Origin of the sequence: Vitreoscilla filiformis, from assembly GCF_002222655.1 — a bacterium.
GTDB lineage: Bacteria > Pseudomonadota > Gammaproteobacteria > Burkholderiales > Burkholderiaceae_C > Ideonella > Ideonella filiformis.
This window is the reverse complement of sequence record NZ_CP022423.1, coordinates 1,018,759-1,036,351: the sequence shown is the minus strand read 5'-3', so window position 1 is coordinate 1,036,351 and position 17,593 is coordinate 1,018,759. Positions and strand designations below refer to the sequence as shown.

The following is a 17,593-nucleotide window of genomic DNA, read 5'->3' as shown; positions in this document are numbered from 1 at the left end:
TCACGATGAAACCCACGCTTCAGGTTCGCCTGTCTCAGCACCTGGCGCTGACGCCGCAGTTGCAGCAGTCCATCCGCCTGCTCCAGCTCTCGACGCTGGAGTTGCACCAAGAAGTCGAGCAGATGCTCGAACAAAACCCGTTTCTGGAGCACGAGGAGGAGATGGCGCCCATGGAGTTCGGCCTGGGCACCCTCAGCCAAAGCGCCACGCCGCGTGATGAGGCCGACAGCCCCGGCAGCGACGAGCCCGCCAGCCTCGAAGCCGGTGACTTCGGCACCACCGAACGCGCCGATTGGGAAAACGGCACCGAAGCCGATGATTTCGACGGCATCCGCGAAACCCCCAGCGGCAACGCCAGCACCAACGGCGATGAGGAGTTCGAGCCGCAGGAGCGCTCGGTCTTTGGCCCGACGTTGCAGGAGCATCTGCGGGCGCAGTTGCTGGGCATGCGTTTGTCGGCACAGGATGCGGCCAGCGTGCATGTGCTGATCGAATCCCTCACCGACGATGGTTACCTCGATGGCACCCTCGAAGACATCGCCGAACGCCTGGCCGACGCCCTCGGGCTGGACGACCCCGAAGCACGCGAAGACTTGCTCGATCAACTGCGCTGCGGCCTGAAGTGGCTGCAAAGCATGGAGCCGACCGGCGTGGGAGCGGCCAACCTGTCCGAATGCTTGGGCCTGCAACTGCGCCAACATCCGCCCAGTGCGGTGCGTGAGTGTGCGCTGGTCATCGTGGCGCAGCACCTCGATTTGTTGGCCAAGCGGGACATGAAAAAACTGGCGCTGGCCACCCGCAGCGATGACACCATCGTCAAGGCAGCCCAAGCCCTGATCGTCGCGTGTGAGCCCAAACCGGGCCGGCCTTTCATCCAAGCCGAGCGCTTGGTGGTGGTGCCCGACGTCATCGTTGTCAAATCCGGGCGGAATTGGAAGGCCACACTCAACCCCGATGTCATGCCCAAACTGCGGGTGAGTGATGTGTACGCCCAGGCGATCAAAGGCCAGCGTGGCGGCGGCACGCTCTCCGCACGCTTGCAGGAAGCCCGCTGGTTCATCCGCAACATCCAGCAGCGTTTTGACACCATTTTGCGCGTCAGCCAAGCCATCGTCGAACGGCAAAAGGCGTTCTTCACCCACGGCGAGATCGCCATGAAACCGCTGGTGCTGCGCGAGATTGCCGACGAGTTGGGCTTGCACGAGTCCACCATCAGCCGCGTCACCACGGCCAAATACATGGCCACGCCATTTGGCACCTTCGAGCTGAAATACTTCTTCGGCTCCAGCCTCAACACCGACGCGGGCGGCAACGCCAGCTCCACCGCCGTGCGGGCGCTCATCAAGCAGTTCGTCGCCGCAGAAAACACCGCCAAACCCTTGTCGGACAGCCAAATCGCCGACATGCTCGAAGAGCAAGGGATTCAAGTCGCCCGCCGCACCGTGGCCAAATACCGCGAGGCGCTCAAGATCGCCCCGGCCAACCTTCGCAAAGCCCTATGACTCCTGTTTGGTTGTTCCTTCCCTGTGCAGCGGGCGTCGAACCGTTTTTGGAGGCCGAGTGCGCCCGTTTGTTGCCAGCGGGCACGCCGGTAGAAGCCGGACGGGGGGGCGTTTACGTCCAGGGCGGACGCGAGGAGGCCATGCGCCTAAACCTGGGCAGCCGCCTGGCGCAGCGCGTGCTGTGGCCGGTCGCCGATGGCCCCTACCGCGACGAACACGATCTCTACGCCTTGGCCCGGCGCGTGCGCTGGCAAGACTGGATCACGCCGCGCCAAACGCTGCGGGTGGACACCTCCGCTTGGCGCTGCCCGCTGCGCAGCCTGAACTTTGCGGGCCTGCGCATCAAAGACGCCGTGTGCGACACCCTGCGTGACGCCTGCGGCGAGCGCCCGAACGTGGACACACGCTTTCCCGACCTGTCCCTGGTGCTGCACTTGGGGCCGGAGCAGGCGAGTTTGTCGGTGGATTTGTCGGGCGAAGCGCTGTTCAAACGCGGTTGGCGCGAAGTCAAGGGCGAAGCGCCGCTGAAGGAGACCCTGGCCGCCGCCATGCTGGCCGCCGCCGGTTGGCATGGTCGGGAGGAAGACGGCGGCCTGCTCGATCCGTGTTGCGGGGCGGGCACCATCGCCATTGAAGCGGCCCAAATCGCCTGCGGCATGGCGCCGGGGCTGCATCGGCGCTTCGCGTTTGAAAAGCTGTTGCCGTTTCGGGATCAACTCGTCACCTGGCGCACGCTGCGCCAACAGGCCGAAGCGGCGGTGCATGCGCCAGCGGTGCCTGTCTGGGCGGGGGACGTGTCCTTCCGCATGACCGACTTTGCCACCCGCAACGCCGAACGCGCCGGCGTGGCCCGGTCGATTCAGTTCAAAACCGCCGACGCTTTGCAACGTCCCGCACCGGCCAGTGCGGGCATACTCATGATGAATCCGCCTTATGGCGAGCGCATCGCCCCCAAAGGGCAAGGCTCGGGCGGGTACGACACGATCCAGGGCGAACGCTTTGAGGGAGCTGCCGACGCGGGTGAGTTCTACACCCGCCTCGCCGCCCACTGGAAAAAACATTACACCGGCTGGACAGCTTGGGTGCTCACCCCAGAGGCCCGATTGCCCAGCCTGATGCGCCTCAAAGAAAGCCGGCGCGTGCCGATGTGGAACGGGGCCATCGAGTGCCGCATGTTCCGCTTCGACATGATCACCGGCTCAATGCGCAAGGAGTCTGCCGATGATCCATCGACCCGATCGGCGCCGCTGGCTGTGCCACCTGGCCCTGAGCAGCGCCGCCCTGCTGACTGAAGCACCAGCAGCGTGGGCGGCGGCCAGCAGTGCGCAACCGCTGCTGCACGTGCCGCCCATGGCCTGCCTGCGTCGCACCCTGGCCAATGGGCTGGAAGTGCTGGCCTTGCCCGGTGGCGGCAGTGGCAGCGTGAGCGTGCAGGTGTGGTACCGCGTCGGCGGCAAGGACGATCCCGAAGGCCGCTCAGGGTTTGCGCACCTGTTCGAGCATTTGATGTTCAAGGGCACGCGCCACATGGCGCCCGAGCAGATCGACCGCCTCACCGAAGATGTGGGCGGCCAGAACAACGCCTTCACCTCGGAAGACAACACCACTTACCAAAATTTGGTGCCCTCGCATCACTTGGAGCGCATCCTGTGGGCCGAGGCCGAGCGCATGGCCAGCCTGAACGTCGATGAGGCCAATTTTTTGAGCGAGCGGGCGGTGGTGCAGGAGGAGTATCGCCAGCGTGTCCTCGCCGACCCTTATGGCCGCTTGTTCAACGCCATGGTGGGCCACACTTTTGACGTTCACCCGTACCGGCGCCCGGTGATCGGCAGCATCACCGACCTGGATGCGGCGACGCTGGCGGATGTGCAGGCGTTTCATGCCACCTATTACCGCCCAGACAACGCCTTCCTGATCGTCGTCGGTGACTTTGACCCGATGCAGTTGGACGGCTGGGTGAACCGCTACTTCGGCCCCATTCGGCGGCCCTCCTCGCCCATTCCTCGCGTCAACGTGCGCGAACCGGCTTGGACGCACAGCCCCGCACCGGTTCATCTGCACGGCCCCAACGTCCCTTTGCCAGCCACGGTGTTGCTCTGGAAAGGCCCGCCCGCCAGCCACCCCGACGGGCTGGCGTTGCAAGTGGCGCAGGTGCTGTTGTCCTCGGGTGAAGCGTCGCGCTTGCATGAAGGGCTGGTGCAGCGCCGCCGCATCGCCCAAAGTGCGGGCTGGAGTTGCTCGTTTTACACCGACGCCAGCTCGATCACCGCCTATGCCATCGCCGCCGGTTCGCATCGCCCCGAAGCCCTGGTGGCGCCGCTGCTCGACGACATCCGCCGGCTGGCCCACGGCCCCATCCCCGCCGCCGAGCTGGACAAGGCCCGCACCCAAGTGCTGACCTCCGCCTTGGTCGGCCGCCAAACGCCCGAAGGCCGCGCCGATGCCCTGGGCTGGGCCATGATCCACGGCGGGGATCCCGCTCAAGCCGATCGGGAATTGATGGCCCTGCAAACCGTGCGCGCCGAAGATGTGCGCCAAGCTTTGCGCCGCCACGTCATCGACCGCCCGATGGCCACCCTGTACTACAGCCAGGCCCCCCAGGCCGAGGAGCGCCCCTCATGACCCCCTCTCGCCCCGTCTGGACGCGCCGTCCTGTGCTGCGCTGGCTCGGTCAGGGCCTGCTGGGTGCGGGTTTGCTGCCCACGTCGTCCTGGGCCATTCCGGGTGTGGATGAACCGCCAGTGCCTGGCCGCCCACGCCCGTTGGTGTTGCCCCGTTTTGAAGAAACCACGCTGGGCAATGGCCTGCGGGTGATCGTGGCCCCTCGCCCCGGCTTGCCACTGGTGACGATGGCCTTGCACCTGGGCACGGGCGCTTTGGCCGACCCGCCAGGTCAAACCGGCTTGGCCGATCTGACCCACGAACTGCGCACGCGGGGCGCCCTCCACCGGGGACGCGCCCTGGATGCCACCGACTTGGCCCGCCGTGTGGAAGCCCTGGGCAGCGGTTTGCACAGCGCCACCAATTGGCGGGGCAGCGCCCTCAGCCTGACCGTGGCCACCTCCCACTTGGACACCGCCGCCGAGCTGTTGGCCGATGTGATCCGCCGCCCCACCCTGCCAGCGCGTGAATTGGCGCGGGTGCGTGAACGGGCCATTGATGGGTTGAAGTTCGAACAAGCCGATCCGTCGGCCTTGGCGGGGTTGATTGCGCGGCGTGTGGCCTGGGGGCGCAGTGCCTACGCCCAGCCCCAAACGCGCAACAGCTTGGAGCGCATCCACCACGCCGACGTGCTGGCCCAGCACCAACGCCAGGCCCGGCCTCATGGGGCCAGCTTGGTGTTCACCGGGGACATCAGCCTGCCTCAAGCCCTGCTGCTGGCCCGGCGGCACTGGGGAGATTGGCGTGCCCACGGCCCCACCCCCACCGCGCCACCGCCCCAAGTGGCCGACCCGACGTTGCCCTCGCGGGTGCTGCTCGACTTGCCAGGCGCAGGCCAGAGCGGGGTCGTGGTGCTGGCGCCGATGCCGGTGGGCATTGACGATCCACAACGCCGCATCGCCCAGGTGGCCGCCGAGGTGTTGGGCGGCAGTTATTCAGCGCGCATCAACCAAGAGGTGCGCATCAAGCGGGGGTTGAGCTACGGCGCCAGCGCGGGGCTCAACCTGTACCCGGAAGGGGGCGTGCTGGTCACCAGCACCCAGACCAGCCACCGCAGTGCCGCTGAGGTGGAACAGGTCATGCGGGAGGAAATCCTGCGCCTGGCCCGCGAGGCCCCGACGCCCACCGAGTTGGCGGCCCGTCAAGCGGGTTTGGTCGGTGGTTTTGCGCGTCAGTTGGACACCACCGCCGGCCTGGCCAGTTTGGTGATCGACCGGGTCGAACGGCAACGCCCGCTCAACGAGGTCGGGGACGTGGTGCCGGCGGTGCTGGCCGTCACCGCCCAAGAGGTGCAGGACTTTGCCGCCCGCTACTGGCACACCGCCCAGTTGCGCACGGTGATCGTGGGTGATTTGGAAGCGGCGGGCACGGCGCTGTCCCGCGATGGGGCTTGGGTGGGTTCAGCACGTCAACTGCGGCTGGATGCCGCAACGTTGAGGTGAAGGGCCTGCTCCCGTTTTCATTTCTTCACATGGACATGTGTGTCATGGCGATTTCGCGCTTTTCAGTTCGGCGTTGTCTCGGGTGGCTCGGCAGTGGGTTGCTGGCCGTGGGGCTGTGGGGACAGCTCAGTGTGGCTGAAGCCGCCCGACTGGCCTTGGTCATCGGCAACAAAGACTACCTGCTGTCCCCCCTCAAAAACCCCGTCAATGACGCGGTGGCCATGGACAAAGCCCTGCGCCAGCTCGGTTTTAACGTCACGCTGGTGCGCAACCTGCGCCGCGACGACATTGGCCGCACGCTGGAAACCTTCACCAACCGCATCCAGCCCGGGGACGACGTGGTGTTGTTCTACGCCGGCCACGGCTTGCAGGTCAAAGGGGTGAACTACCTGCCGGCGGTCGATGCGGTCATCAAGGTCGAGGCCGATGTGCCGCTCAACAGCATCAACTTGAGCCAGTGGCTGGAACGCCTGGACGAGTCCAAAGCCGGGGTGAAACTGCTGTTGATCGACGCTTGCCGCGACAACCCCTACACCCGCAGTTTCCGCAGCGCCCAGCGCGGCCTGGCCAAACTGGACGCCGCTCCCTCGGGCACGCTGCTGCACTTTGCCACCCGCCCGGGCAGCGTCGCCGCCGATGGCACGGGCAGCAACGGGCTGTACACCAGCTACTTGCTCAAACACCTGAGCACGCCGGGGGTGCCGGTGGAGAGCATGCTCAAGCGCGTCGCCGCCGATGTGCGCCAGAGCAGCCAAAACGACCAGCAACCTTGGATGGAAGGTGCGCTCGACGGGGAGTTTTTCTTCCGTCCCGGCAGCGTCACGGTCGCCAGCGCCGATCCACCGCCCCCCACGCCCGCCGCGCCCCCCACGCCAACGCAGACGCCCGCACCACCGCCCGCCCCTGCGGCCACAGCCAAACCGACGGCGTCGATGTCGCGGGTGGGTGGCATCCAAGCGGGCCAGACCGACCGGGAGTGCATCAAAGACGTGTGTTTCTCGCTGGTGGGCATCCCGGCGGGCCGTTTTCAGATGGGCTCGCCAGAACAGGAAGCGGGGCGCTGGGAGCATGAAGGCCCCACCCGCACGGTCACTGTTTCGGGCTTTTGGATGGGCCAGCACGAAGTGACCCAAGGGCTGTGGCGCGCTGTCATGGGCGATGGCGCGACGCAGTTGATGCTGTCACGCTGCGGTGACCATTGCCCCGTGATCGGCATCGGACGCGGCGATGCCCAAGAGTTTGCCGAGGCCCTCAGCAAGCTGACGGGCAAGCGTTACATCGTCCCCAGCGAAGCGCAGTGGGAATACGCCGCCCGGGCCGGCACCACCACGCGCTGGTCGTTCGGCGACGAAGAACGCCACCTCGGTGAATACGCTTGGTATGCGGACAACAGCGACAAACGCCTGCACCCCACTGGCCAAAAGAAGCCCAACCCCTGGGGCTTGTATGACGTGTACGGCAACGCCTGGGAAATCGTGCGCGACACCTGGCACGACAGCTACACCGACGCCCCCACCGATGGCAGCGCCTGGGGCGCGTCCGGCCTGGCGGTGGCTCGGGGCGGCAGTTGGGACAGCGTGCATCAAAGCACCCGCTCGGCCAACCGCGTGCGCTCGTTGCCGCTGGTGATGTCGCTGTTCACGGGGTTGCGCATCGCCCGTTTGCCCTGAGAGGGGGAGCCCATGGCCGTGTCCGTCTTCGATTTGTTCAAGGTGGGCATTGGCCCGTCCAGCTCGCACACCGTGGGGCCGATGCGGGCAGCGCAGCGCTTCGTTCAGCGTCTGGCCGATGCCGGCCAACTGCCCCGCACCGCCCGTGTGCGCGCCGATTTGTATGGCTCCCTCGGCGCCACCGGCAAAGGCCATGGCAGCGACAAAGCCGTGCTCCTGGGCTGGCTGGGCGAGGCACCGGACACGGTGCCCATCGACAGCATCGAACCCCGCCTGGCCACGGTGCGCGCTGAGAAACGCTTGGCGCTGTTGGGCACGCACCCCATCGCGTTTCATGAGAAAGACGATTTGGTACTGCACCGCCGCGAACGCCTGCCGCTGCACGCCAACGGCATGCGCTTCACGGCTTGGGATGCCGCCGGCACGGTGTTGACCGAACGCTGTTACTACTCGGTGGGCGGCGGTTTTGTGCTGACTGAGGAAGCGCTGGCCGATGGCCCCCGCCACGCCCGCATCGCGCCGGACACCACAGTGTTGCCCCGGCCCTTCCACAGTGCTGCCGAGCTGCTGGCGCTGACCCAGCGTGAGGGCCTGAGCATCGCCGGCGTGATGCGCGTGAACGAACGCCACTGGCGCCCCGACGCCGACATCGACGCCGGCCTGCTGCACCTCTGGGCCACCATGCAAGCCTGTGTGGAGCGCGGCTGCCGCACCGAGGGCACACTGCCGGGGGGATTCAAAGTGCGTCGCCGGGCGCCCGACCTGCACCGCCAACTGTGCAGCCACCCCGAAGCCGCCCTGCGCGACCCGCTGCAAGTGCTGGACTGGGTGAACCTCTACGCCCTGGCCGTGAACGAAGAAAACGCGGCTGGCGGTCGGGTGGTGACAGCACCGACCAACGGCGCCGCCGGCATCATCCCCGCCGTGCTGCACTACTACGCGGTGTTTGTGCATGGCGCGACGCAGACCGGGGTGATCGACTTTCTCCTCACCGCCGGCGCAATCGGCCTGCTCTACAAAGAAAACGCCAGCATCAGCGGGGCGGAAGTCGGCTGCCAAGGCGAGGTGGGCGTGGCGTGCAGCATGGCCGCCGGTGCGCTGTGTGCCGTGCTGGGTGGCACGCCGCAGCAAGTGGAAAACGCCGCCGAAATCGGCATGGAGCACCACCTCGGCTTGACCTGCGACCCGGTCGGTGGCCTGGTGCAAATTCCCTGCATCGAACGCAACGCCATTGCGGCGGTCAAGGCGATCAACGCCGCCCGCATGGCGCTGCGCGGTGATGGCAGCCATTACGTCAGCCTCGACAAGGTGATCAAAACCATGCGCGAAACCGGTGCAGACATGCTCACCAAGTACAAAGAAACCGCACGCGGTGGGCTGGCGGTCAACATCGTGGAGTGCTGACGATGCCCATGCGTGGCCTGATGGGGATGATCGGGGCGGCCCTGCTGCCGCTGGTGAGCCAAGCGGCCCCAGCGCCCGCCCTGCACCTGCAATGCGAGCTGCAAGCCAGCAACGAACTGCACACCTTGACGTTTCACCCCACGTCCGACCCCTACCGGGCAGCGGCCACGCCGATTGGCCGGTCATTTCGATTCAAAGCGGTGCTCGAAGCCCAGGGGGAACAGGCCACCTCGGTGCGGCTGTACGCCTACGCTTACAGCCCGCGCCAATACGTGCTGCTCCACCTGGCGACTTACGACCATCCCACCCCCTCACGCACCTCGCTCACAGGCCAGCAGCGGGTGTACAGCCCCCGCACGGGCAGTGAGCTGCTCTACCACTGCACGTTGCTGAAGGATGAAGCCCCATGAGACTGCGCTGCGTATCCTGGCTCGTGCTTGTGGGCTTGGGCCTGTCACCCAGCGTGCGGGCCGAGGGGCCGTCGGTTCGGCTGGCGTTTGTGGGCGATGTCATGCTCGATGAAACCCCTGGCCGTCTGATTCGCCAAGGGCGCGACCCCTTTGCGCCTTTTGCCGCTTGGCTGAACGCCGCCGATGTGCGCGTGGCCAACTTAGAGTGCGTGGTGAGCCGCCGAGGCAGCGCCGAGCCGGGCAAGCCTTACGCCTTCCGAGCGCATCCGCGTGTGTTGCCGGTGCTGAAGCGGCATTTCGACGCGGTTGGGCTGGCCAACAACCACTCGGGGGACTTTGGCACCGAGGCCTTCGCGGACATGCTCGACCGCCTGCAAGCCCAGCGCCTGCCCCAATTCGGCGGGGGGCGTGATTTGGCCGAAGCCCATCGCCCGCTGATCGTCGAACGCCAAGGTTTGCGCATCGCGCTGCTGGGTTACAACGAGTTTTTGCCCCGCCATTTCGAAGCCGATGTGGACAAACCCGGCGTCGCCTGGAGCGAGGATGCCCAGGTGCAGCGCGACATCCGCTTGGCCCGCGAAGAGCACCGGGCCGATGTGGTGATTCCGGTGATGCACTGGGGCTGGGAGTACGAGCCCCAGGCCAGCGCCCGACAGCGTGCGCTGGCCCGCAAGCTGATCGACGCGGGGGCCGACGCGGTGGTGGGCGGCCACCCCCACGTCGTGCAGGACACCGAGGTGTACCAAGGCAAACCGATCATCTACAGCTTGGGCAACTTCGTTTTCAATGGGTTTGAGCACGAAGCGATGAACACCGGTTGGCTGCTGAATCTGGTGGTGGATCGACAGGGCGCGGTGAGTTGGCGCAGCGTGGTGGCGCGCATCGACCGGGAAGGCACCCCGCATCCGGATCGGCAAGCCACTGGCCAGTGCTGGCAGCGGGGTCAGACCGTCAGTGCGGCGTGCCCACTCGGGGGCTCACCATCCGATCTGCACCCCCACCAACCCTGAGCGCAAGGGGCGTGCGCCACCTCATGGAGCGCTCTACGGACGCTGGTCGATCGAACGACTCGGCCGTGAATTGCGCAGCACAACTTCAAGGCAAAAGCCGCACAGACTTCATGCTCGAACATCGACAAAAACCAGCTATATCAGTTCGAGAAAATCATGAACCCGCCGTTGGCGCAGAACGAAAAGCTGCTCGCCCTGCTGGCCAGCCCCGCTCCTTGGGATTGAATCCCCCAGCGGTGCTCACCGTCGAGCACGATCTGTCGAAGTTTGCGTGCCGTCATCCGGACTTGGCCACATGGCTCCAACGTCGAGCGTTATCCAGCCAAGAGGGTGCCGCCAAAACCTACGTGGTGACCGAAAAAGAGCACTCACAGGTGGTGGCGTTTTACGCGCTGGCTGCTGGTGGATTGACCCGACACGCCGCGCCCACAGCCGTCTGGCGCCGCAACATGCCAGATCCATTGCCAGTCATCGTGTTGGGCCGGCTGGCAGTTCACCAAGACTGGGAAGGACGCGGACAGATGCTGTGCTGCGTGCCCGACAAGCCTCCGAGATCATCAGGGCGCACCTCCTGATTTGCCATGCCATGGATGAAACTGCTAAACAGTTTTACCTCCGACATGGCTTCCAAGAAGCCCCTGCCGATTCTTGCTTTGACGGTTGTCACTTCTTTGCGGTAACGCGTTTTCGACTTTTGAGGCTACGTGGGGGCGTTACGCTGGGCCAATCGACGGAGCTTCCTCTGCTAGACCAGGCCGAGGACAGCGAAGACGCACTCTACTGAACCGGACCTCTATGCATCCCTACCTCGATCTGGAACGACGCTTTGGAATCCTGACCAAGTACTCGATCGAGGAACTTCTACTCATCAACGCCATAGATCAAAAGCGCCTCGACTGGAAGCAAGTCCTCGCGGGTAGATACTCGCTCATCACCGCGCGTGCAAACTTCGGCAAAACGACGGAGCTGAAGGTCTGTGCACAACGCCTCCGCGAGGATGGGCAGCACGCCGTATTTGTCCCCCTACACAGGTTGCTCGAAGAGTCGGATTTTGAAATCGCGCTGGATGCGATGAATGCTGAGGCTTTCACGGCTTGGAAAACTACTTCCAACGAGCGGCTGTACCTGTTCGCTGATTCGCTGGACGAAGCAGTGTTAGGTAGCAACACCGGCCTTCAGTCCGCACTTCGCAGAGCAGTCGAAGCAGTTCGACAGTCGGACGCCAACGTCAACTGGGTGCTTTCATCTCGCCCGGCCACGCTCACTCCGGCTGTATTGGACATCGTTCAGGGCGAGCTCGACGTCACACTTTACGCGGGTGAAACCGGAGCAGACTCACCCGAGGAAACGCCGGAGAAGCCCGCAGACTCAGACGCGCTGCGTGCAGAGCTGGCTGCGTTCGATGCCAGCAGTCCTACCCAAGCCAAACGGGCAGTCAAGGAGCCATTGAAGGTTTATAGCCTCCTGCCTTTGTCAAATCAAGCAGCTAGGCTGTACCTTGAGCAGAGCCACGGAATCGCCGATCCCAGGGCATTGCTCGAAGCAGCCTGGAGTTTTGGTCTGGCAGAGCTTGCGGCTGGGCCGGGAAGCCTCGACATACTGGCATACGTCGACCCCGTTAATCGCCCACCTCGCGACCTCACGGACATCTTCGATCGCATGGTAAGCGCGGTTCAGACCCAGCAGCGCTCCGACCGCCGAGAAGAACTGGTAGGCCGCCCACCGCCCGAGAACCTTCAAAAGGCATTGGAAACGCTGGCTGCTGCTTCGGCAGTCTGTCAGTTGCCGAACATGGAACTTGCGCCAGATGCGCTCAAGGTACGAGATGGCGTCCTGTCATGCCGACCACTCGTTGGTTCACTCCTGTCAGAAAAATCACTGTCTTACTTACTCGGTTCCCGGCTGTTCATTGACTCTGGGCAACACCAGGTCAAGCTGTACCCCGATCAGTTATTGCCGTATCTGGCTGCCAAGCGCTTGAGTTCTTTGGCTCAGTCTCCCGACAACGCACGACGACTGATCTCCGCGCTGTCGTGGAGGTCAGCCACAGGCGAATGTGGGGTTCACCGGATCTACTTGACACTTGCGGGCTGGCTCGCGACTCTCAACGTGCATTGTCGGCATGAGCTCCTCGATATAGAACCACAGGCAGTCGCATTTTTTGGCGATTTGCGCAGCGACCAAGTCCCACTTGCCGAGGCCCGCACCGCTCTAGAGAGAAGTCTTCAACGGTTGGTGACGTTGGGCGACTCACTGGGACGGAATCAGTTCACGCTAACGGCTGAAAACTACTGGCAGGCCGCAAAGGCAGGGATTGAGCCGACGCTGCTGGATCTCTACGAGCGCTTCGGGACGGATCAGCACGCACGCATCGCGCTTCTCCAGGTCGCAACCTATGCACGTCTCGATGTCCTCCGAACGAAGGTGCTGGCGGAGCACGACAACGACTACGCGAAGCTCTTGGGCGATTCAGTCCAACTCCGTTACTTGATGTCCCTGAACAGGGACGACGACGCTCAAGCACTCGCCACCGCAGCCAAGGCATGCCCGAACCTTGAAGAACAGACACTTTGGCCTCTCGTGAGCCAACTCTCATGGAAAGCCTTCGATGTCGAAACAATCGCGGATTTGGTTGCCAAGCAGTACTTATGCAAGGGCGGCAGCTTTCATCTGAGCTGGGCCCTTACCCACGAGCTTGCAGACTCCGCCAGCCCTGATCAGCTAGCGACGCTGGTCGAGGCTTTGCAGTCGCGCATGATGAGCCACTGCAAGGCGAATCGCGCGACGTACAGCCAAAGACACAATGAATTCGCGGATGCTGTTCAGAAGCTGATGGCGCTCGTGGTTCGCAGCGCCGCACTTCCGGTCGAACGCGTCACCGCGCTGTGTCTGGAGTACTACCGGGCGCACGGTAAGTTTCACTCTGGCAGCGCTGAACTGCACACAGCTTTGCAGACTAACGACACGGTTCGCCAGAGCCTGCTCCGGGCTGTCGTTACGCAGAGTGACCGCACCGCTGACGGAATTAGGAGCACGTTGGCCTCCTTGGGGATGTACACGCTCTGGCAGGACGTTGATGTAGCAGCCCTCGCTGAGCCTGGATTCACCGAACTGGTGATCACCCTGAAGGAAAACGCCACCCCCCATCAAGCGACCGAACGCCCCAGGAAAACAAAACGGGATAGGCCCACACTGGACGAGACTTCAAAGGAGAAACTGCTCACTCAAATCGAGACTGTGAGAGACGGCTCAAACACCCATGCGCTGGCCTGGATTGCCCGTTGGCTCACCCAGACGAATCACAACTCACGCTATGGTGAATGTGACTTCTCCGCTTTCGAGCAGGCTGCTGGTCAGCCACTCGCGGCCGCAGCACGCATGGGGCTCAGTACGATCTGGCGCCACCGAGCGCCGGAATTTGAGGAAACAAAAACCAGCTCCACGTACTACTCAACCATCGCGGGGCTTCAAGGTCTCCATCTGGAATTTGGGGACGGCACCTCACTCCCAGCACTTTCTGTGGCCGAAGTTCGTCAAGCGCTCTCCTATGCCCAGTTTGAAATCAACGGCTATCCGAAGTGGTTCTGGCCAGTCGTTCGTGCACACCAGACCACAGCGCTTGACGCGCTCCGACACGTATTGGAGGCGGCTGACGCCGGCCCGGTATCTGCGGACAAAGCGGACGCACTGATTCGACACCTCTCAGATGCGCCTCCAGTGGTGCAACGTGGGCTCATTGCAACAGCTTGGAACTACGCGACCAGTTCGGCAGTACGGGTCGAAGCCCATGCACTTGAGTCGGCACTCCGCTTTGCTGTGGGAAATGTCGGTGGCATTGATCAAGACACGTTTGAAGCGGAGGCTTGGTCGCGCATGTTCATCGCATTCAAGGATGCGCTCCCAGACACAGCCCCCCTGTCACAACCTCAAACACCGGAGGAGCAAGCCGCACGTAGCGAGCTCAAAAGCCACCGCAGGGAGTTGGCCCGTCTGCGGTCAAATGGGGTCGTCTGGGGACTGTTCTGGTTACAGCACTACCCTGACTCGTTTATAGCCAAGTGGGAACACTGGCGGGCAACAGCGCTGCGCGCTGCGGACGAGTTCATGTTCGACCTGGCTGCGTATGTCGGCCAGGATCGCCAAGCCTACTTGCGCACCATTGCGCAGCGTGGCCGAGACGGCCTGAAGACCCTCGCGGCCCTCTACAAATGGATGATGGCGGTAGTCCAAGAGAAAGATGACCTCACACACGAGGATGGCCGTGTGTATTACTTAGGGGCTCGTGATCACGCCCAGCGTCTCCGCGATTCGCTGCTCCCTGCCATTTCGAGCGCGAAATCCCAGGCTGCTTATGAGGTGCTGAATGAGCTGCGGGAAAAGGCCACCGGAACACGCGTGAAATACATCCGATTGCTGCAATTTCAGATGCGGGAAGAGGAGTCTTTCGTTCTTCCTTTTAAGCAGCAGGACTACTCCAGGTTCGAGCGCGACTTCGCGCCGCCTGTGACTGATTTTGTCGCCTTTGCGCAGGCCATACATAACGACCTCCTTGCCGTGAAGCGCAGCATTGAGGAAGGAGACTTCAGCCTGCGGCGATTCTTCAATCGGGTGGCCATGCAGCACATCAAGACCGACAGCGATGGTCTGGCACTGGAGGAAGACTTCCAGGCGCTCCTTGGCAGCGAGCTGAACCATGCCAGCAGCGGGCGCTACGGCGTGACCCTTGAACCCATTCTTCCCGAGGGAACTCGGCGTGACGTTTTATGCCAGCTCGGCGAAATGCGAGCAACGATTGAGCTCAAGATGTCAGCGCGCTGGACAGGCACGGACTACTTCATCGCCCTGGACGAACAACTGAAAGGCCAGTACATGCAGGCAGCGAATTCAAAAATTGGCTTCTTCGTCGTCGTGCTACAGCGTGAGCGTCAATGGGATGCACCGACTGGCGAGCGTGTCAATTTCGCTGTGCTTATTGCACAGCTCGAGAAGCGGGCGTTGGCACTACAGGCAACCGACCCCACCCTCTTCCTGCGTGTCGTCGGAATTGATGCCTCCCCACAAAGAGACTTCCGCGCGGGTCGGGTTGCTGCAAAAGCAACTCGCAAGAGTCCAGTCAAGACGAAAATTTCTTCGCACGACTCACGCAGCACCACGCTACGACACAACGGCTGACAGGCCTAACCCAACCCCGCCCCCAACCGCCACGCCTGCACACGCGGCCCGATGTCCGCCAGCGCACTCACGGGCCAACAGCCTGCCGGCCACGTGCGCCGTGTCATCGTGGCCGATCCGCCCAGCCACAACGCCACCGATCCGGGCAACTGGCTGCGCAGCGTCTGCAACGCTTGTCCGAAATTGCGCTCCGGCTGGCACGCCGTGGCACTCAACGCCACGATGTCGGCGCGGTGAATGTGGGCCGCTTGCACCAGTGCATCCACCGGTGTCTGCACGCCCAGGCTGATGCAAGCCGCCCCCTCCAGCGCCAACAAGGCCTCAGCCATCAACAAGCCCAGGCCGTGACTCTCCCCCGGCAACGTGGTGAGCAACACACGCGGGCGAGCCGTCGGCCCAGGGACGGGCAGCGCACGAATGGCTTGGCGCAGCACGTCTTGCACCACTTCCGAATACAAGTGTTCTTGATGCACGCTCAGTTGGCCCTGCGCCCACCCACTCCCCACCGCTTGTGTGAGGGGGGCCAGCACCCCCTGCACCCACGCCGCCAGCCCCAGCCGCGCTTGGGCTTGGTGCAAATGGGCGCGTAAACCCGCACCGTCATGCCGCTCTAACAGGGCCATGGCGGGCGCCAATCGGGTAGCCGGGGGTCTTTAGCCCCCAGCTCCCACACCACCCACCATGCGGGTCCGCAGTGGGCGGTTCAACAAGTCGGCTCGCTCGACGAAGCTCGCTTCTCCTTCCCGCTCAGGTATACCCCTGAGCCTTCTTCCACAGGGCCACCACGCTCACCAGGCCCGTCTCGTGCAACCTCTCGTTTGTCAACGCGATTCGCAACGCCGGACTCCTGGCCATGCGCCAGTTCCCCTTGCCACTCAGTCCGTGCCTAAAGGCCATGCGTCTATTCACGCCCAGCCTCAACAACTCCCGGATCTTCGTCCTGCTCCTCTTCCACCGTTTCCAGTAGACCGATCGCATCCGCCTTCTGATCCATTCGTCTAGCCCCGGTACGGGCCTCCAATACTGACTGATGCCGTAGTACTGCATCCACCCTTGCACGTGCTTTCTCAGTTCAGCCAGTCGGTGATCCATCGACACCCCCCAGCCTTTCCTCGTCAGCCCCCGCACCCGGCTTTTGAAGTTCTCCACCGTCTTCTTGTGCCACCGTATCTTGCCCGCCTTGATCGTGAAGCCTAGGAATTTGCACTCTCCCATCGGCGCAACCTGGCTCTTCGCCTGATTTACCCTGAGCTTGAGTTTTGCCTCCACAAACTTCTTGACGCTGTGCATCACCCGATGCCCCGCCCTCAGGCTGCGCACCAAAATCACCACATCGTCCGCATAGCGCGCAAACCTGTGCCCTCTGCTGTGCAGTTGCTTGTCCAGCTCGTGCAACATCACATTGCCCAGTAACGGCGACAGCGGCCCGCCTTGTGGCGTCCCCACTTCGCTCGGCTCTACGCGGTATCCCACCAGCACCCCTGCTCTCAGGTAGTTGCCTATCAACCTCAGCAGCACCTTGTCCCCGATGGTGCGGCCCAGCAGCCCCATCAACACGTCGTGATCGACCGTGTCGAAGAACTTGGCCAAGTCCATGTCCACCGCGAATTTGTAGCCCTGCTTGACGTCTTGCTGCACCTGCTTGATCGCCTGGTGTGCATTGCGGCCTGGTCGGAACCCGTAGCTGTTCGCACTGAACTCCACCTCGTACAGCGGGCTCAGCACCTGCGCTATGGCTTGCTGGATCACCCTGTCCATCACGGTCGGGATGCCCAGCGCCCTCTTGCCTCCTCCAGCCTTCGGGATTTCCACCCTCCTGACCGGCTGCGGCTCGTAGCGCCCTCGCTCGATCTGCTCCTTGATCCTGGGCCAGTGTTGCCGCGCTTGTTCCGGGTAGTCCTCCACCGTCACGCCGTCTATGCCCGGCGCTCCTTTGTTGGCCCTCACCCGCTTCCACGCCTTCAACAGGTTGTCCCTGTCCAGCACCTTTTCTAGCAGTCCTTCTCGCTTCACTTCGTCTTGTCTCAAGGCTCGTTTCTCACCTCCACCGCCGCCCGCACACCTCCCCCGCTTCGGGTTCACCGGTGCCGTCGAGATGGCTGTGTCTGCTCCTTGTCTCTCGTTGTTCGGCCCTTCAGCGCGCTTAACCTGCGCCCCTACTACGGCCTCTGCTGACTTCTGCACCATCACGCAACGTGTTGCCACGCCACGCGCTGCATGGCTCGCAAGGGCGCTGCCTGTTTCTTCGTCTCGCAGGGGGCAGCTCCCCACGGCGCTAGGACGTTGATAACCCGGTACATCCCATTCCGGGATCCTTCCTTG

The 17,593-nt window shown here is 63.6% G+C and carries 12 protein-coding genes; 10 read left to right on the top strand and 2 right to left on the bottom strand.

What is annotated here, in order from left to right; translation table 11 throughout:
• Positions 1 to 5: 5 nt before the first annotated feature.
• The 10 genes from VITFI_RS04785 (at position 6) to VITFI_RS04740 (ending at position 15,271) form a co-directional block, all read left to right on the top strand.
• Positions 6 to 1,502, top strand: coding sequence for an RNA polymerase factor sigma-54 (locus VITFI_RS04785; RefSeq protein WP_089416024.1), 1,497 nt, complete (start codon positions 6 to 8; stop codon positions 1,500 to 1,502).
• Positions 1,499 to 2,794, top strand: a complete 1,296-nt coding sequence (locus VITFI_RS04780) for a THUMP domain-containing class I SAM-dependent RNA methyltransferase (RefSeq protein WP_089416023.1) — start codon at positions 1,499 to 1,501, stop codon at positions 2,792 to 2,794. The genes VITFI_RS04785 and VITFI_RS04780 overlap by 4 nt, the downstream gene beginning before the upstream one ends.
• The gene (locus VITFI_RS04775) at positions 2,724 to 4,124 is read left to right on the top strand and encodes a M16 family metallopeptidase (RefSeq protein ID WP_089416022.1); all 1,401 of its coding nucleotides are present in this window, start codon (positions 2,724 to 2,726) and stop codon (positions 4,122 to 4,124) included. The genes VITFI_RS04780 and VITFI_RS04775 overlap by 71 nt, the downstream gene beginning before the upstream one ends.
• A complete protein-coding gene (locus VITFI_RS04770) occupies positions 4,121 to 5,605 on the top strand; it encodes a M16 family metallopeptidase (protein WP_089416021.1) in 1,485 nt (494 codons plus the stop codon). The genes VITFI_RS04775 and VITFI_RS04770 overlap by 4 nt, the downstream gene beginning before the upstream one ends.
• A 44-nt stretch (positions 5,606 to 5,649) precedes the next feature.
• Positions 5,650 to 7,275: a caspase family protein gene (locus tag VITFI_RS04765; RefSeq protein WP_198301623.1), complete on the top strand. Its 1,626-nt coding sequence runs from the start codon at positions 5,650 to 5,652 to the stop codon at positions 7,273 to 7,275.
• Positions 7,276 to 7,287: 12 nt separating this feature from the next.
• Complete coding sequence (locus tag VITFI_RS04760; RefSeq protein ID WP_089416019.1) at positions 7,288 to 8,679, top strand: L-serine ammonia-lyase; 1,392 nt, start codon at positions 7,288 to 7,290, stop codon at positions 8,677 to 8,679.
• A gap of 2 nt (positions 8,680 to 8,681) precedes the next feature.
• A complete protein-coding gene (locus VITFI_RS04755; protein ID WP_089416018.1) occupies positions 8,682 to 9,089 on the top strand; it encodes a hypothetical protein in 408 nt (135 codons plus the stop codon).
• Positions 9,086 to 10,099, top strand: a complete 1,014-nt coding sequence (locus tag VITFI_RS04750; RefSeq protein WP_089416017.1) for a CapA family protein — start codon at positions 9,086 to 9,088, stop codon at positions 10,097 to 10,099. Before VITFI_RS04755 ends, VITFI_RS04750 begins: the two co-directional genes overlap by 4 nt.
• A 215-nt stretch (positions 10,100 to 10,314) precedes the next feature.
• Positions 10,315 to 10,674, top strand: coding sequence for a hypothetical protein (locus VITFI_RS04745; protein ID WP_198301622.1), 360 nt, complete (start codon positions 10,315 to 10,317; stop codon positions 10,672 to 10,674).
• Positions 10,675 to 10,894: 220 nt separating this feature from the next.
• Complete coding sequence (locus tag VITFI_RS04740) at positions 10,895 to 15,271, top strand: NACHT domain-containing protein (RefSeq protein ID WP_089416016.1); 4,377 nt, start codon at positions 10,895 to 10,897, stop codon at positions 15,269 to 15,271.
• Positions 15,272 to 15,276: 5 nt separating this feature from the next.
• Here VITFI_RS04740 and VITFI_RS04735 read toward each other — a convergent pair whose 3' ends face one another.
• Both VITFI_RS04735 and ltrA read right to left on the bottom strand, forming a co-directional pair.
• Positions 15,277 to 15,894 carry a cobalamin B12-binding domain-containing protein gene (locus tag VITFI_RS04735; protein WP_089416015.1) on the bottom strand — a complete coding sequence of 206 codons (618 nt, stop codon included), beginning with the start codon at positions 15,892 to 15,894 and terminating at the stop codon, positions 15,277 to 15,279.
• Positions 15,895 to 16,018: 124 nt separating this feature from the next.
• On the bottom strand, positions 16,019 to 17,476 hold the full coding sequence (ltrA, locus tag VITFI_RS04730) for a group II intron reverse transcriptase/maturase (protein ID WP_198301432.1): 1,458 nt from the start codon (positions 17,474 to 17,476) through the stop codon (positions 16,019 to 16,021).
• Positions 17,477 to 17,593: the final 117 nt, after the last annotated feature.

Coding starts and splice junctions, on each gene's coding strand:
- VITFI_RS04740 (WP_089416016.1), top strand. CDS start 10,895: ATGCATCCCTACCTCGATCTGGAACGACGCTTTGGAATCCTGACCAAG.
- VITFI_RS04750 (WP_089416017.1), top strand. CDS start 9,086: ATGAGACTGCGCTGCGTATCCTGGCTCGTGCTTGTGGGCTTGGGCCTG.
- VITFI_RS04770 (WP_089416021.1), top strand. CDS start 4,121: ATGACCCCCTCTCGCCCCGTCTGGACGCGCCGTCCTGTGCTGCGCTGG.
- VITFI_RS04775 (WP_089416022.1), top strand. CDS start 2,724: ATGATCCATCGACCCGATCGGCGCCGCTGGCTGTGCCACCTGGCCCTG.
- VITFI_RS04785 (WP_089416024.1), top strand. CDS start 6: ATGAAACCCACGCTTCAGGTTCGCCTGTCTCAGCACCTGGCGCTGACG.
- VITFI_RS04755 (WP_089416018.1), top strand. CDS start 8,682: ATGCCCATGCGTGGCCTGATGGGGATGATCGGGGCGGCCCTGCTGCCG.
- VITFI_RS04735 (WP_089416015.1), bottom strand. CDS start 15,894: ATGGCCCTGTTAGAGCGGCATGACGGTGCGGGTTTACGCGCCCATTTG.
- VITFI_RS04760 (WP_089416019.1), top strand. CDS start 7,288: ATGGCCGTGTCCGTCTTCGATTTGTTCAAGGTGGGCATTGGCCCGTCC.
- VITFI_RS04765 (WP_198301623.1), top strand. CDS start 5,650: ATGGCGATTTCGCGCTTTTCAGTTCGGCGTTGTCTCGGGTGGCTCGGC.
- VITFI_RS04780 (WP_089416023.1), top strand. CDS start 1,499: ATGACTCCTGTTTGGTTGTTCCTTCCCTGTGCAGCGGGCGTCGAACCG.